The sequence below is a fragment of the Rhizobium sp. BK491 genome, from assembly GCF_014194925.1.
Classification (GTDB): Bacteria; Pseudomonadota; Alphaproteobacteria; order Rhizobiales; family Rhizobiaceae; genus Rhizobium.
In genome coordinates this window covers 1-16,442 of the sequence record NZ_JACIAR010000019.1, presented here as the reverse complement: position 1 = coordinate 16,442, position 16,442 = coordinate 1, and the positions used below count along the sequence as shown (strand labels likewise).

The following is a 16,442-nucleotide window of genomic DNA, read 5'->3' as shown; positions in this document are numbered from 1 at the left end:
GCTCTACCGCTGTCCGGAATGGACTGTTTTAGCGATCAACCATATTCAGGGGCGGTGACGTCGGGCCAGCAATTTGATGTGGCAATCCCCGCAGACGACTCGCAGTGGGCGCAGTGACGCCAGTAGTCCCAGTAGCCACTGGGATCAGTGCTTGAAATGATCCCTGCGCGTTCGGCAAAAGCGGAATCCGGGCAAGCGTTCTAAGTCCTGATCTCGCGGCGCGGTGAGGGGGGACGGGCCACAATGAGGTGTTCAAGTGTCGAGACATCTTGGCACTCGCCGAGTGCTTCCGACAGGCGGCAATAGCGACGGCAGTTATCGCAGGCGCGTCTACGCTCGCCGGTGTCAGAATCAAAGCCGAGATAGTGCAGGGTTCCCACCGAGCCGCAGCGCGGGCGAGTGAGACCCGGATGGATCTCCATGCCGAGCCGCACCTTGGCCTCCCAATAGCCGGTCGGATTGAGCTGCAGGATCCGTTCTCGCGTCCGCCTGACCCAAGCCGACGACGACAACCGGCTTGACCACGATGATCTCAGCGGCGTCGGTGATCGGCCGTTGCTGCGACAACAGCCAGACGAACTCGTCCAGCTTTTTAAACCCCAGCCAGGCGAGCGGCGTGCCGGTGGTGCGACGGAAATGCACGTCGCAGCTCTGGCAATAGAACACCTGGAGCCTCGGCCTGGAATGGGCGGCGCGCATGGCAAGCACCGTCTCGCCGCCCGTGCAGTGCGGACAGCGTGGCGGGGCTTCCGATAGCGACATGACCTCGTCGAACTGGCCCTGCAGCCAGATCGTCAGCGCCTTGTCCTCCGTGTCTGGCGTCGGTCGATAGTGCCTGGTCCGCGGTAGCATCGAATCGAAAACGCGTTTGGGAGGAGCGGACATCGGTCACTCACGAATATCCGGAGCCGCGGCTCCGCCGATTGGAAACAGGAACCGCGCGGGAGTTGCCTGTCGGGCGGTTGAGGCCCGCGCGGTTTGGGGAAGGGACACTGTTCCCCGGAATTCAGATGTCTGTATGGCTCGTTTCGCACCAGGCAATGTATGTGGCAAGCGGTGCAATCATGTCGCACGGGCTACAAGGATGCCGTCGTCAACAGGAGGCAGATACGTCTTCCGGGACGTTTGTGATTAAAGCGTAGTTGACTGGCCCGCGCCAGTCGCCGCCATATCGACACAAACTCCTGGTTGGGGCGCTTTCGGCAGCCGTGAAGAGGATATTCTTGAGACTCGATGTGGATATCCCGTCAATGAAGGGCTTTATGAATGAAAGTAAGCCACCGGCGTATCACTTGCCGGCACGTCCCTCAGTGTTGTTGATTATGGCGCGAATTTGACCGACTTTTCCATTTTGGACGGACCGCCTGCCCTTCGAGAAAATGTGTTCGATCAACACCATCAATGCAATTAGGCGATACAGCGCGAGATGAAAAAGTGGCGCAAATCTAACTGAAACTTAACACGCAAGTCCCTTGTGGCTTATTATCAATCGCGATGTCACGCGCAGCCACCGCTCTCAAAAAGTCGAACGACATTGCGGGTTTTCGGAATGTTGACCGGATAGCGCGAACATTCGCTTGAGAACGTCGTGATAGACGTCTGTCCGATCGTCTCCTCCAAGATGCGCGGCTGCACCTGTCCCTGTCATTGTTGACTTTTCATCCCGTGACAACCCCCAACCATCATGGGTGTTCGTACGTACAGGTGCATGTCGCGTCTTAATGTGTCGCGAATCCGAGCTCGGGCAGCAGGCGTGATAGCAAGCGTCGCATTCTTGCAACAGTAGCTTGCATAAATTTGCGAAGATCGAATTATTCTGAAACAATCAGCAATATTTTGATGCGTACAGTAATTTTCTGAAATACTGATCGGCAGGTTTCTGCTTTTCTTACCGAACTCGATCCTTCGAGAAAGATATTGTTAACCAAAGGCTTAACGTTGGAGTACGGCGTGGGAGTCCGAGCAGGCTGCGATGTGTCTGATAATTGCAAGCAATATCGTGGGAATCGAACCCGTTTAGCCGATGGCACTGTTGTGGTGCTGCCCTTTTATCCTCAGCGAAGCACCACGTCCAAAGATCAAGTGCACGAAAACTCACGCCTTGGTGGTTGCGCCAACGCCTCCGCAAGCATTTCGAAAAAATCTCGATACGGATAACCGCTCGACGGCCTCGTCCGGCCGCCCGTCGTGGGGCGCCCGCACCTCAATGCAATGAACTCATTGGCATATAAGGAAAAATAATGTCGTCGATTGCGATCACCTTCGCTCAGCGCACGAGAACCTGGAGCCGTAAGTGTCCTTCATGGATTGCGCCATTTTCTGGGGCGGTCATTGCGCTGGCGGCGATGCTGATGGCGTCACCCCAAGGCGTTCAAGCGGCCAATGAATGCGGCGCGCCGGTCGGCGGTACGGTCATCTGTTCGGGGACCAGCTATCCCTCGCCCGGCATCAACTATAGTGCGACCGCCCAGACGCTGGTCCTCAACAATGCCAATCTGGTTGCCCAGAAGACTGTCAACGGTACGGGCACGGTCTACCTCGCGGGTGGGGGGACTAACGTCAATGACCTTGTCATCAACGCGCTCATGTTCCAATCGGTCCAGTCGACCGCAGGGCTGTCGAACGGCCTTTACGTCTATAATCCAGGCACTGCCGGCAACGCCATCATCCGGATGGATACCGGCAGCGTGACGGCGAGCAGCAACTTCGCTACCTCTGGCTCGCTCTTGGCGCTGATCGGCAACAGCGCCGGCACCGGCAATGCGCTGATCACCCTCAATGGCGGGCAGGTCATCAATACGGGTACCCTAGGCGCTGGCATCAATGCCCGAAATATTGGCACGGGCAATGCCGGCATCACGATGACCGGCGGTTCGGTCAGTACCGCCGGGGGTATCGGCCTGAGCGCTATCATCGGGAATGCCGCCTCTTCCGGCGCGGCCAACGTCACCATCGGTGGGGGCACGGTCACGACGGCATCAGGCACGGGCGTCCTGAGCCAGTCGGAACTGGGCAACGCCGGCATCACCATGACGGCCGGCACGGTCACGGTTCAAAACGGTAGCAATCCAGCTGTTAACGCCGTGGTCAACAATACCGCAGGCACCGGCACGGCGAGCATCGCAGTGAGTGGCGGCACGGTCACCAACAACGGCAGCGGTGACGGCCTCTTTGCCAGCAACAAGGGTACCGGGACTTATAACGTCAACCTCACCGGCGGCACGGTGACCGGCGGTGCGGGCGCGAGTGCTGCGATTCATGCCGACGCCGCTGCGGGCGGCACAATCGTCATCGGCTCAGGCGCCATCGTCAATGCCGGAGCTTCGGGCGTCGCTCTCAACCAGACCGGCGGCGCGGCGACGATCACCACAGCCGGCACGGTGACTGGAAACGTCAACCTCAGCGCCGCCAATAATGTGCTTGATGTCACCGGCGGTGCCGTCAACGGCAACATCAGCAGCGGTGGCAATAGTGCCTTGAAGTTCGATCTTGGCGCTGGCAGCTTCACCTACGGCGCCGCCTATGCGATCAGCGGCATAAACAGCGTCGCCATGAACTCGGGCTCGGCCGAGATTGACGGTAGCCTTGTCGCCAACACGCTTGCCGTCAACGGCGGCAATCTGATCGTCAATAGCGCCGCCACGGTGTCGAGCGGCACGACGATTTCGGCGGGCACGCTGCAGATTGGCAATGGCGGCACCTCCGGCTCGATCACCGGCGCTGTGACGAACAACGGCGTGCTCGCCTTCGACCGGTCGGACATCTATACCTTTGCTGGACAGATCTCGGGCAGCGGTTCGCTCGATCAGATCGGCTCCGGCTCGACCGTACTTAGCGCGGCAGGCAATTCCGTAGGCGCGACGCGAATCGACGCCGGAACTCTGCAGGTCAACAACGTCAGCCTGACGAGCACCGGCGGAATTACGATCAACGCTGGCACGTTGCAGAACAGCGGGGGGAGCTCCGCTATAACCACACCGACGATCACGATGAACGCCGGCTCGAAGCTCAACATCGCCGGTGGAACGGTCCAGGCAGGCGGTGGCGCGCAGACATTGTTCACCGGCGGGACCGGTGGCGCCACGATCAACATCACTGGCGGCGCCCTGTTTGGCAACGGTACGCTGGGCGGAGGCGGCAATGTTGTCAATCTTACCGCCGGTTCGCTCAACACCGGCGCAGCCGCGTTGAACCTTGGCAGCGGCAATGACACTTTCCTGTTGAGCGGTTTAGCGACGGTTGCCGGGGCCGGGGTGGACGGCGGTGCCGGCACTGATGCGCTGCAGGTGAACACCAGTGTCAACCGTACGCTCGACGGCGCCTTCGTTACCAATTTCGAGACGCTCTCGAAGAGCGGCGCCGGCACATTGACCCTGACAGGATCGCACGGCTATAGCGGTGGAACGACCATCTCGGCGGGAACACTGCAGATCGGCAATGGCGCGACAGACGGCACGCTGGCAACGCCGAGCGTGGCGAACAGCGGCGCGCTTGTCTTCGCCTTGAGCAGCGACTACACGTTTGGCGGGACGATCTCTGGCACTGGGCGTGTGAACAAGACCAGCACTGGGACGACCACCCTCACCGGCAACAACAGCTATGCTGGGCCTACCACCCTCACCGGCGGCGCCTTGCTCATCAATGGCGATCAATCAGGCGCTACCGGACAGACTTCCGTTGGAAACGGCGCCACGCTCGGCGGTACGGGCGTCATCGGCGGCAATGTTACCGTGGCCAATGGCGGCACGCTCGCCCCCGGGGGCGCCGGCAATGCTCCCGGGACGCTCACCATCAAAGGCGGGCTGACTCTCAATAACACTTCGAACCTCAACGTCGACTTCGGCCAGGCCAACATGCCGGGCGGCCCGCTCAACGATCTCATCAATGTTGGTGGCAACCTGACGCTCGACGGCACGCTCAACGTGACGCAGACGCCTGGCGGCACCTTCGGCCCCGGGATCTACCGCATCATCAACTACAATGGCTCGCTGATTGATAACGGCCTTGCTGTCACCGATCCGAACTATTTCGTGCAGACCGCGGTCGCCAATCAGGTTAACCTCGTCAATTCGACTGGTCTGGCGCTGAGCTACTGGGACGGTGATGCCGGTCCGCATTCCAACAGTCTCATCGATGGCGGCAGCGGTACCTGGCGGGCTTCCGGCGATCAGAACTGGACCGACAGTAGCGGTCTTTTTGCCGCGCCCTTCGCCAATGCGAGCTTCGCCATATTCCAAGGGGCCGCAGGCACCGTGAGCGTCGACGGCACCAACGGCCAGGTTCAGGTGGCCGGCATGCAGTTCGCGACCGACGGCTACCTTATCCAGGGCGGCGATGTCGCTCTGGTTGGCCCGCAATCGATCATTCGCGTCGGCGACGGCTCGGTGGCGGGTGCCAGTTACACGGCGACCATCGCGTCCAACTTGACGGGCGCGGGCCAGTTGGTGAAGACCGACCTCGGCACGCTGGTACTGTCGGGAAGCAATGGCTACACCGGCGGCACGGCAATCAACGGCGGCACCCTGCAGATCTCGGCTGACACCAATCTCGGTGCATCTAGCGGTGCTCTGAGCTTCGACAGCGGCATATTGCGCACCACGGCCGCGATTGTCTCGGACCGCTCCGTCACGCTCAACGCCGGCGGCGGCACATTCGATACGCTAGACACCCTCACACTCAACGGTTCGATCGGTGGCGGCGGCGCGCTTACCAAGACGGATGTCGGCACGCTGGTTCTGTCGGGCGCGAACACCTACACGGGCGGCACCATGATCAATGGCGGTGTCATCGAGGTTGCCGCTGACGCCAACCTCGGAGATGCGGCCGGCGCGCTTGCCTTCGATAGTGGCGCCCTCCACACGACGGCGTCCTTTGCCTCGAGCCGCTCGACAACGCTTAACGTGGGCGGCGGCATCTTCGACACCGACAATCTCACAACGCTGACGCTGAGCAGCGCTGTCGGTGGGGCAGGGGCCCTTACCAAGGATGGCGCCGGCACGCTCGTGCTTGCCGCCGATAGCAGCTATGCCGGTGGCACGGCGATTGCGGCTGGCACCTTGCAACTCGGCGATGGCGGCGCCACCGGCTCGATCACTGGCAATGTCGTCGATAATGGCATTTTGGCCTTCAACCGCAACAACACCTACAGCTTTGCCGGGCTCATCTCCGGCACCGGCGGCCTCGACCAGGCCGGAAGCGGCGTCACGATCCTGACGGCAAACAACAGCTACGCCGGTACAACCAACGTGCGTTCGGGCACGCTCATCGTGAACGGCGATCAATCGGCGGCGACCGGTGTGACCGTTGTCGAGGCCGGCGGCACGCTCGGCGGCACAGGCACGATTGGCGGCAATGTCAGTGTACTCGATAGTGGTGCGCTGAGCCCCGGCAATATCGGCTCGACGCCGGGAACGCTCACCATCAATGGTAATCTGACCCTCGCCGCCACTGCGACGCTCAACTACAATTTAGGGCAGGCGGGCGTGGTGGGTGGCCCCTACAACGACCTCACAGTCGTGCATGGCAATCTCACCCTTGGCGGTTTCTTGAATGCGTCGGAGACGCCGGGAGGCAGTTTCGGGCCGGGCATCTATCGCATTATCAGCTATGACGGGACGTTGACCGATCTCGGTCTGGCCGACAACTCGCCCAACTATATCGTGCAGACCTCGGTCGCAAACCAGGTCAATCTGGTCAACATCGCTGGCCTGACGCTCAACTACTGGGACGGCGATGCTGGCCCCAAGTCCAACGCGCTTGTCGACGGCGGCAACGGCACATGGCGGGCCAGCGGGGACGACAACTGGGCAGATGCCATAGGGCAAGTCAACGCGCGGTTCTCCAATGGCAGCTTTGCCGTATTTGGCGGCGCGGCGGGCACGGTCCAGGTCGACAATACCAATGGCCAGGTGCAGGCCGCCGGCATGCAGTTCGCAAGCAACGGCTATACCGTTCAGGGAGACAACATCACGCTGGTCGGGCCACAGTCGATCATCCGCGTCGGCGACGGTACAACGGCGGGAGCCGGCTACACCGCGACCATCGCATCGGTGCTCCAGGGCAGCTCCCAGCTTGTCAAGGCCGATCTCGGCACGCTCGTGCTTACCGGCAACAACACCTACACGGGCGGCACTCGCATCAACCAGGGCACGCTGCAGTTCACGACGGACGCCAATCTTGGCGCTGCCTCTGGTAACCTGACGCTCGACGGCGGTACGCTTCGCAATACGAATGCCATTGCGCTCGCTCGGGGCGTCACGTTGGAAGGCGGCAACGGCACCTTCGAGACGCTTAGCGACCTGACTATCAATGGTGTGGTCGATGGCGTCGGCGGCTTTACCAAGACGGGTACCGCGGGCCTGACGCTGACCGGCGCCAACAGCTATGCCGGACAGACCGTCGTATCGGCCGGTAGTCTCTATGTCGATGGTAACCAGAGCGGGGCGGCGGGGCTGACCTCGGTGCTTAGTGGCGCTACCCTTGGTGGTCGCGGCACGATCGGCGGCAATGTCACGATCGCGGACGGGGGGACGCTATCGCCCGGTTCCGCAAACGGCGCGCCAGGCACGCTGACGATCGCCGGCAATCTGAAGCTTTCCAGCGGTTCAGTGCTGAACTACAGCTTGGGGCAGGCGAATGTGCCAGGCGGCACGCTCAATGATCTGACAACGGTCGGCGGCAACCTGGTGCTGGATGGCACACTCAACGTGACTGTCCCGCCGAGCGGCACATTCAGCCCCGGTATCTACCGCCTGTTCAACTATGCTGGCTCGCTGACCAACAACGGTCTGACCGTCGGCGCCGTCCCGTCATCGGATTACTTCGTACAGACCGCCATTGCCAACCAGGTGAACCTCGTCAATACGAACGGATTGACGCTGAACTATTGGGACGGTGGCTCCGGTGGGAGATTTGACGGCGTTATCAACGGCGGCGACGGGATTTGGCAGAGCTCGGCTGGCAACAGCGATTGGTCTGACGGCAACGGTCTGATCAATGCTCCCTACGACAATGCTGGCTTTGCCGTCTTTGCCGGTGCGGCCGGCAGGGTGACGGTTGACAACAGCCATGGACAGGTGACCGCTTCGGGAATGCAGTTCATCACCGACGGCTACGTCATTCAGGGCGGCGCCATTGACCTGATCGGATCGACAGCGACGATCCGCGTCGGCGACGGCACCAGTGCCTCCGCTGGTATCACAGCCACCATCGCATCCGAACTTGCCGGTACCAGCCAGCTCGTCAAGACCGACCTCGGCACGCTCGTGCTCACCGGCGCCAACAGCTACACCGGCGGCACGGCGATCGAGGCGGGCACCTTGCAGCTCGGAAACGGCGGCACCACCGGTTCACTTGTCGGCGATGTCATCGACAACGGTACACTCGCCTTTGACCGCACTGACAAATACATCTTCAACGGCGTGATATCCGGCTCTGGCGCCATCCGCCAGATTGGCTCCGGCCTGACCCGGCTTACGGGCGACAGCTCAGCCTTCAGCGGCACGACGTCGATCGAGGCCGGAACGCTCTCGGTCAATGGCAGCCTTTGCGGCGACATTAACGTGCTGGCCGGCGGTCGCCTGCAGGGCACCGGCACGGTCTGCGACACCAACAACTTCGCCGGCGGCACGGTGGCTCCAGGCAATTCTATCGGCACGCTGACGGTCGCAGGCAATTACACCGGCAATGGCGGCACGCTGGAGATCGAGTCGCAGCTCGGCGGCGACAATTCGCCGACCGACCGGCTTATTGTCACCGGCAATACCTCAGGGACCACCACTGTCAAGGTCATTAATGTCGGCGGCGCTGGCGCGCAGACGGTGGAAGGCATCAGGATCCTTGAAGTCGGTGGCGCTTCGAACGGTGTATTCAACTTGGCCGGCGATTACCTGTTCCAGGGTCAGCAGGCCGTGATCGGCGGCGCCTATGCCTACCGTCTCTACAAGGGAGGTGTCTCGACGCCATCCGACGGCGATTGGTATCTGCGCTCCACCTATACCCTTCCGGTTGCTCCGACCGATCCCGTGTCGGCCCCACAACCGCTTTATGCACCAGGCGTACCTCTGTACGAGGCCTATGCCGGTGTCTTGCAGAGCTTCAACGAGCTTGGCACGTTGCAGCAGCGCATCGGCAATCGAACTTGGGGCAATGGCGAGGCGATGCCGCAAGGCACGGATATGCTTGACCAGACGCCGACAGGCGGCAAGGCCATATGGGCTCGCATCGAGGCCGCTCATGGCAAATTCGAGCCTGAGACATCGACCGCGGGAGCAGATTACAACGCTACCACGTGGAAGTTCGAGGCAGGGCTAGATGGCTTGTTTTACGACAGCGAGGCAGGCGCGCTGATTGGTGGGGCCACCGTTCACTACGGTACCATCTCGTCGAACGTCTCGTCGATCTTCGGCACAGGTTCGATCGATGCCAGCGGCTATGGCCTCGGTGCCTCGCTCACCTGGTACGGCAATAGTGGTTTCTATGCCGATGCCCAGGCGCAGGCCACGTGGTACGATACCGACCTTTCCTCGGCAACTCTCGGAAGAATGCTCACCGACGGTAACAGCGGCTTTGGCTACGCTCTAAGCATTGAGACCGGTCAGAAGATCGAGCTTCGGGACAACTGGTCGCTCACGCCCCAGGCTCAGCTCAGCTATTCCTCGGTGCGGTTCAACGACTTCACCGACCCGTACGGCGCCCGCGTGTCGCTTGACGATGGTCAATCGCTGACCGGCAGGATCGGCCTTTCGGCCGACTACGAGAATGAATGGAAGAATGCCGCCGGCCAGGTCAACCGCTCGCATGTCTATGGGATCGCCAACCTCTATTATGATTTCCTAGACGGCGCGCAGGTCGACGTGTCCGGAACAAGCCTGGTCAGCAAGAATCAGCCGCTGTGGGGCGGCGTCGGACTTGGCGGGTCGTTAAGCGTCGGCGATAGGACGACGGTTTACGGCGAGGCCTTCGCCCGAACCAGCCTGGCCGACTTCGGCGACAGCAATTCCGCTGGCGCCAAGGTCGGCTTCAAGGTGAGCTGGTAGGACAACATCTGCGGTCCTCCAAATCTGAATGCAACATCGAAAGGTTTTTGACAGTGGCAGGTCTCTCTTACTCCACACTCTCCTTGGCAGCAGTAACACTCCTGGCGCTGGCAGGTTCCGCATCTGCGCAGGACGGTGCCTACAAGCTGCCGAACGGCGCTTCATCCCTGCAGGAGACATATCAGGATTGGAGTCTCGCTTGCCAGGGCGTGCCGCAGATCGTTTGCACCGTTTCCCAGCAGCAGACTCAGCAGAACGGGCAGCGGGTAATGGCCATTGAACTACGCAGAAACGGTGATGGAACGCTCGCCGGAAATCTTGTCCTTCCGTTCGGGCTCGCCCTTGAGGCGGGCGTCGTTCTTCAGATCGACGATGCGGCGCCGCAGAAACCGCTGCGGTTTTCGACCTGCCTGCCTGGCGGTTGCCTCGTTCCTCTCAACTTCGACGCAAAAGCCGTCGTTGCCCTGAAAACCAGTGCCGCGCTCAAGGTAAAAGCGCAAGGCATGGACACAAAGGAGCTCACCTTGCCGATCTCTCTCAAAGGTCTTGCGGCTGCGCTCGACCGCCTCGCGGTACTCGGAAATTCGTAAGCGACGATCCACAATGGCGAGGGTGTTAAGAAGGGGTGGCAGTGCCGCCCCCATGCCAGAACAATGTCACCTGGGGGCCAATAGCGGGCGACCGTAGCTTCAAAACCGAAATTGCAGCCGTCGGAGTCAGAAAACCAACGCCTTTATCCATCCACGCCGTATTTTGACGACTTTCCGCGCGACAGCGCTTTTTTGCGTGCTTCACTGGATGTGAAGGATTTCCTCTAAGACTTCCAACAGTGCCCGCACCGATGCCGACTGACAGGAATAATAAACCATCTGGTGCTCCTTGCGAGTTGTCACCAGACCTTGCGCTCGCAATTTTGCCAAGTGCTGAGAGGTTGATGAACAGCTCATCCCAACATGCGATGCAATCGCGCTAACAGGAGACTCTTGGCTGGCCAAAAACATAAGAATTGAAAGCCGCGTAGGATTGGCCATCGCAGACAGCGCTCCCGCGGCACGCTCCGCCGTTTCCTCGTTCAATTGAATCGCCTCCCAGAAACGCCAATAACGGCCTTACGATTCGGATATATTCCTGGCTCCCCTGATCACAATCGCTGCAAATAGTGCATATCAAGTAAACCCAACGACCGACGCATCGGCTTATGTGCCGCCAAGACGTTGGTGTAGGGGAGCGGCGAAACTATTCCATTCCGCCAACCAAGACGTGCTTTAACCGTTTGCGACGGATGCTCAATGCGGGATATGGCCTTAATACGCTCGCGCTCGGAGCCCTGGCTAAAAGGCTCGATCACTTCGGATGTCATTTTCCAGTCGCGTGACACAGCCCTCGATCTTGGCCAGCAAAATCTCGAAATCAATCGGCTTGGTCAAATAGTCCGCCGCGCCGGCTCGCAAGCCGGTTACAAGATTTTGTTTGTCCGTCATTGCCGTCAAAAAGATGAAGGGAATGTTGGCAAGCTCCGGATAGTTGATCTGGATCTCTGCCAGCAGTTGATGGCCATCCATCTCCGGCATCGTAATATCGCAAACAACGATATCAGGCCATTTGGATATCAGGAGTTCCAGGCCCTCTCGTCCGTTGGAGGCCTCGAGCGTCGCGAAACCCGCTTCTTGCAGTTCTTCGACAATCAGCTCCCTGATTTCCGCTTCGTCGTCTATGCATAGTATCGTGGTCATCGCGTTACCCTTTGATGCTCATGCAACATTCGTAAGTCCAGCCGATTGCAAAAGCGTCTTCTGCCGAATTGGAAGCGTCACGATGAGCGACGTGCCGTTGCCTTTTTGGCTTTCAATTTCGATAAGCCCGTGGTGTAGGTCGACTATCTGTTTCACCAAATGCAAGCCGATACCTGTGCCAGGGATGCCCGTCGATGTTCGCGCACGAAAATATCGCTGAAATATCCTGGGCACATCGTCTGCGTCGATGCCGACGCCGTTGTCCTTCACGACGATCCTTATCATATCGCTTTCCACCGACCCGGAAACGTGAATATCGGGGTAACCGGGGGAGTATTTGACGGCATTTGACAGGAGATTGGAAAAGACCTGCTCGAGGGCAAGTTTGTCGCCATCGATATATTCGGGCAACGGATCAATGTCCAGCAAGATACGATGAGATTTGCTGATCGTCGACTGGCGGTAGCAACAGGTCTCGATCAAAGCTTTTAATGAACATGGCTCGTAGCGAATTTGAATATTTCCGCTTTCCATCCGGCTGGAGGCAAGTATGCTCTCCATCAGGTCGACGATCCTCACGACGGACGATCGTATCTGTTCGGCCTTTTCGCGGACGAATTGAGATGGAATTTCGCCTTTGGCACGTAGCAAGCGTTGCGCGGCCCCATCAATGATCGCCAGCGGGGTTCTGAATTCGTGCGAGGCGAGAGCGACGAATTGGCGCTGCAATTGATTGATGTTTCGCTCTTGCTGCAAAAGTCGTTGAAGCTCGTGCGCTTGTTCTTCGACTTCTCTCGTTCTCAGCGCCACCGTCGCTTCGAGCGTTTGTTTGTGGGCGAGCAGGGCGTCTGCGTTTCGGACGTTTTCAGTAATGTCCTCGTGGGTCGCGACGTAACCGCCGTCCTTCATGGAACTGTGCGTAATGCGGACAACGCGACCGTCTTGAAGTACCACGTTCTGATTAGCCCTTCCGCCCTTTTGCGCCGCCTCGCCGACGACATCAAAGTAGGTGGCGGTGTGAAGAGGTCCGATGCCAAGGCGGCTTCGATGGGCCAAGATGGATTCCAGCGGCGTCCCAACCGCTGTAAGACTCTCGGGAAGATTGTACATTTGCGCGTAGGAAAGATTGCACAGGATGAGCTTCTTGTCGGCAGAGAACATGCACAAGCCATGCGGCATATTATCGAGGGCAATGTCGAGGAGGCCATCCTGCCGCTCGGTCGTCGAATTCCGTTCATTCGCCATAGTTTAAAACCTCGCCGTCGATAGCGCATGAGAATAAAAGCGGAATGCTAAGGATATGTTGACTTTCGCGAGTAATTTTCCTCAGAACATGTCAAAAGAGACAATCTTGAATTGCGACTTGCAATGTTGGCTTTTTGACCGCACACGATCCGCCTTGAAGGTATGTGGTAACGATTGAAGCGGCATCAGAAGGCGATGCGTCGTTGCACTGAAATATGCGATCTTTAGTCGAACTTACGGGTATTGAGCTGGCGTTGTCTCAGGAAAACTCGGAGGAAGTTTGCCCAGGTTGCAGGCGCTGCGGTTGCGGTGATCTGCCAGCTGTAAGTGCAGGCCGGAGTTCCATCGTTTCCGGCTGCTCCCGCCCCAAGCCGATCACAGCGCGAATGATTGCGGCGGATTGCGACTGGCCGACCTTGCGAATGAGCGACTGATCAATCTTGATTTTATCGAAAGGAAATGACTGAAGTTAGGACAACGAGGAAAATCCTGTTCCGAAATCATCCATAGCGATGCGAACTCCAAGTGCCTTAAGTTCCCTCAACGTCGTCATTGCCTGCTCGCAATCATCTATCAACATCCCTTCGGCAATTTCCAGCTCGAGCCTGTCGGGCGATAGGCCGGTTTCGGCAAGCACAGTCCGCACGAGTTCTGAAAGATCACGGCGCTTTCACTGGATGGGGGACAGGTTGACCGCAATCTGCAACTTCCTTGGCCATCATCGAAGAACAAGCTGTAGGCTGCAACCATATACACCCCAGCCTGTTTATTTCGAGAGATTTTCTTAGCATCGGTTAATAGATAAAGGGGGCGTCCATCGAAAGCGGGAACAAATGCTCCTGGTTTGACCGAGTTGGTCAAGTTGCCTGCGGGCGTCCAGGCGCGACCAGCATAGCGAATGCTTTGGCATCAACGAGAGCGTGAAATGTGCCAAGAGGTGATTGCTGACGCGGCTGAGGATCAGCTCAGGAAATGCCATGCCATGCGTTTTGGGGGGACGCCAGCACATATCTGTGTTCATAGAGAGCCGAATGCCCGGCGGGCAAAATTCATCCCAAGAGGCGACAACAAGTACCTTTTGATGGGGCTGATCGTTAAGTCGCGTTAGAGGCCGCCTGACGGTCATCAACCTTCGTTCTGTTCGCAATTGCATTGCGATGAGTTGATTCGATACGGTATCTCAGCCTATGGGTTAACAAATACGAGCGGTCTTCAACTGTAGCCCTCTAATCGTGCATTTGCATGCTTGAATGCGAAGTCCATCCGCCGTTAATGGGTTGACCGAGGCAACCGCGATACGCGTCTCTACAAGAGACGCGCCGGAAATCAGCCAATTGCTCTTTCGAGTTTCATGGGAGGTATTTCTGAAACAGCAATTATACATAATACATTATTCAAACAACGCGGATGTAGTGCTAAAATAATAAAATGGAAATCATGAGGTACCGCCTTAGGAAAAATTATTGGAATAGCTATTGGTCGGTGATTGACCTGCGCACAGGGCGGCCGACCATCGTCGACGGATTTGCCGCCGACTGCCTGACCGATGAGGAGGCGAACTACATGGTTGATCTGATGAATCTGCAGGAGCTACCGCATGGAAACGCTCCCAAACCAAGCCGAAGGCATACTGGAATTCGTTTTTATCGCAAACATCATGAAGGCTGGAACGCGTGACATTGTTGTCCTCGGACGGGCGACCATCGCTGCGATCAGATATTCATGTTAACGACACACGGACGATGGTTGGTGGCCGTTGTCGACACCAATCGAAATCGATCTATTCCACCGCAAATGGTCCATTCGTATCGAAAGCTGCTCGCAATCCTGGCTGACACGATGATGGCCGGAGAGATCGGTGGCGGGAAGTGCCGCAGACCTTCTCCTGTCACGCACAACAGCGAGCTAGCCGGGCCTGATCGCAATCCGCAATCAAGTCAACGATGTGACTCGCGTGACGCATGGAATCTTGGGCGCGGCTAACGGGTCGCCAGTTTACCAGCCCCGATCTCGGCCGACATGTGAGATCATTCGAGGAGACAATCATGGGAGCCCAGTATGCATTCGAAACCGAAGCTGAGCTTCTGGGTGCGCTGGCCAGCCCGATCCGGCTTCAGGTGCTGGTATTGTTGCTGGAGCACGAGTGGAGCGTCATGGACCTTGCCGATAAGATCGGGGTAAAGCAGTCAGCGCTATCACGGCATTTACAGCAGCTCCGCGACCTAAAAATCGTTAATACGCGTCGGGACGCCAACTTCATCTTCTACTCGTGCGACCATTCATTGGTGCGCGCCGTCCTTCGTGTGCTCAATTTGGTGGCAGAATGATATGAGGCAGGTCAGTCTCTGCGCCGAACTCGGCACCACGCGCAGGACGCTCCATCGGTCTGTCAGTCCTAAAGGCGAACCTCGAGCGGGCGTCGCCCATCAGGTTGAAAGGTGCGGAGACATATGGAAGTCGATTATAGCACGGCGATCTTGCGAGGAATCCCACGTTGATCGCGACACTTGGCTGCGGCGCGGCCTACTTTTTAGCTTGAGCGTGATTTTGCTGAAACGTAAGCGTTGTTCCGGGCACACCGCGCCTTGACCAGGACGGGTTTCAAGGGTCGAGAGCCAGCCCTGACGTGGATCGGAACGGTGCGCCAAAAGAAGCTAGCAGCCGATATTACTTACGCAGCATATGAAGGTCGAATCGAGCGATTTCCGTTTCGAGCACATCGAGTTGCTCGCATGTTTCCGCAATAATTACATCGGTGCGGTCATAATTCCCAAGGATGCGCACCCCATATCCCTCAAGGTATATATCCATGAACCGAGCCTCGCGCAGACTACGCCGCAGTATGCGTTGAAATTCGGAGCTTGCGGAAACTATCGGCCGAAGCACTCCTGAAAAGTTCACGATGGTGCCGGCGTTTCCGAGATGATTATAGAGCGCGAGAAATTTTCTCTCCCCGGCTAAATAATCCTGAAGTTGATTGGCCTTTAAGGCACTTTCATAGGTGAACAAACTTGTCGCCGTACATTCCGCTTCGGTCAGCCAGTGATCGAATACAGAGACAAAAGCAAAAGGTACGCCCAGACTGGCAATCTCCTGATCGCCAATATCGGGAAAGTGGTCCTGGTGCGGAATAATGACGGTCATAACGCTGCTCAGACAAGGTGGTCCAGAGCTACCTCTATGAGTTGTAAGCTGTCAACCGTCTGCGTCCCGGCAATAGAAGCTTTGAGCGCACATCACACCACCAAGTTATTCCACGGCAGGAGTTCTCCTATTCGGCTCTGCTTGTGGCCATTGACGATGGTGGTCAAGGTCCTGGCCAAATACGCATACGGATCGACGGTATTGAGCTTGCATGTCTCGATCAGCGAGGCGATGATCGCCCAGTTCTCCGCTCCAGCGTCATGTCCGGCGAAGAGCGCGTTCT

The 16,442-nt window shown here is 58.2% G+C and carries 11 protein-coding genes and 1 pseudogene; 4 read left to right on the top strand and 8 right to left on the bottom strand.

The genetic code is table 11. The features are described from left to right. Window positions 1–200 precede the first annotated feature (200 nt). Together FHX05_RS29060 and FHX05_RS30670 are read right to left on the bottom strand one after the other, a co-directional pair. Window positions 201–470, bottom strand: coding sequence for a hypothetical protein (locus tag FHX05_RS29060; protein WP_246699157.1), 270 nt, complete (start codon window positions 468–470; stop codon window positions 201–203). Further along, complete coding sequence (locus tag FHX05_RS30670; protein ID WP_246699158.1) at window positions 352–885, bottom strand: hypothetical protein; 534 nt, start codon at window positions 883–885, stop codon at window positions 352–354. The genes FHX05_RS29060 and FHX05_RS30670 overlap by 119 nt, the downstream gene beginning before the upstream one ends. A 1,355-nt stretch (window positions 886–2,240) precedes the next feature. On the opposite strand from FHX05_RS30670, the gene FHX05_RS29055 reads away from it, so the two are divergent. Then, on the top strand, window positions 2,241–10,037 hold the full coding sequence (locus FHX05_RS29055; protein WP_183876281.1) for an autotransporter outer membrane beta-barrel domain-containing protein: 7,797 nt from the start codon (window positions 2,241–2,243) through the stop codon (window positions 10,035–10,037). Window positions 10,038–10,090: 53 nt separating this feature from the next. Then, complete coding sequence (locus FHX05_RS29050) at window positions 10,091–10,627, top strand: invasion associated locus B family protein (RefSeq protein WP_348648360.1); 537 nt, start codon at window positions 10,091–10,093, stop codon at window positions 10,625–10,627. 201 nt (window positions 10,628–10,828) lie between these two features. On the opposite strand, the gene FHX05_RS29045 is transcribed toward FHX05_RS29050, so the two are convergent. The 4 genes and pseudogenes from FHX05_RS29045 to FHX05_RS29030 all read right to left on the bottom strand — a co-directional run. After that, window positions 10,829–11,113 carry a metalloregulator ArsR/SmtB family transcription factor gene (locus tag FHX05_RS29045; RefSeq protein WP_281411902.1) on the bottom strand — a complete coding sequence of 95 codons (285 nt, stop codon included), beginning with the start codon at window positions 11,111–11,113 and terminating at the stop codon, window positions 10,829–10,831. A gap of 255 nt (window positions 11,114–11,368) precedes the next feature. Further along, entirely contained in the window at window positions 11,369–11,770 is a 402-nt protein-coding gene (locus FHX05_RS29040; protein ID WP_183876277.1) for a response regulator, read from the bottom strand. Between the two features lie 18 nt (window positions 11,771–11,788). Further along, complete coding sequence (locus FHX05_RS29035; protein WP_183876275.1) at window positions 11,789–13,015, bottom strand: ATP-binding protein; 1,227 nt, start codon at window positions 13,013–13,015, stop codon at window positions 11,789–11,791. Between the two features lie 361 nt (window positions 13,016–13,376). Then, window positions 13,377–13,733 (bottom strand): annotated as a pseudogene (locus FHX05_RS29030) (EAL domain-containing protein); the annotation flags it as partial. Between the two features lie 719 nt (window positions 13,734–14,452). On the opposite strand from FHX05_RS29030, the gene FHX05_RS29025 reads away from it, so the two are divergent. Both FHX05_RS29025 and FHX05_RS29020 read left to right on the top strand, forming a co-directional pair. After that, window positions 14,453–14,692 carry a hypothetical protein gene (locus tag FHX05_RS29025; RefSeq protein WP_183876273.1) on the top strand — a complete coding sequence of 80 codons (240 nt, stop codon included), beginning with the start codon at window positions 14,453–14,455 and terminating at the stop codon, window positions 14,690–14,692. 368 nt (window positions 14,693–15,060) lie between these two features. After that, window positions 15,061–15,342: a metalloregulator ArsR/SmtB family transcription factor gene (locus tag FHX05_RS29020; RefSeq protein ID WP_183876270.1), complete on the top strand. Its 282-nt coding sequence runs from the start codon at window positions 15,061–15,063 to the stop codon at window positions 15,340–15,342. Window positions 15,343–15,682: 340 nt separating this feature from the next. Here FHX05_RS29020 and FHX05_RS29015 read toward each other — a convergent pair whose 3' ends face one another. Next, window positions 15,683–16,159, bottom strand: coding sequence for a hypothetical protein (locus FHX05_RS29015; RefSeq protein WP_183876267.1), 477 nt, complete (start codon window positions 16,157–16,159; stop codon window positions 15,683–15,685). A 92-nt stretch (window positions 16,160–16,251) separates the two neighbouring features. Then, window positions 16,252–16,442: transposase domain-containing protein (locus FHX05_RS29010; protein WP_183876265.1), on the bottom strand; the 191-nt coding region annotated here is incomplete at its 5' end.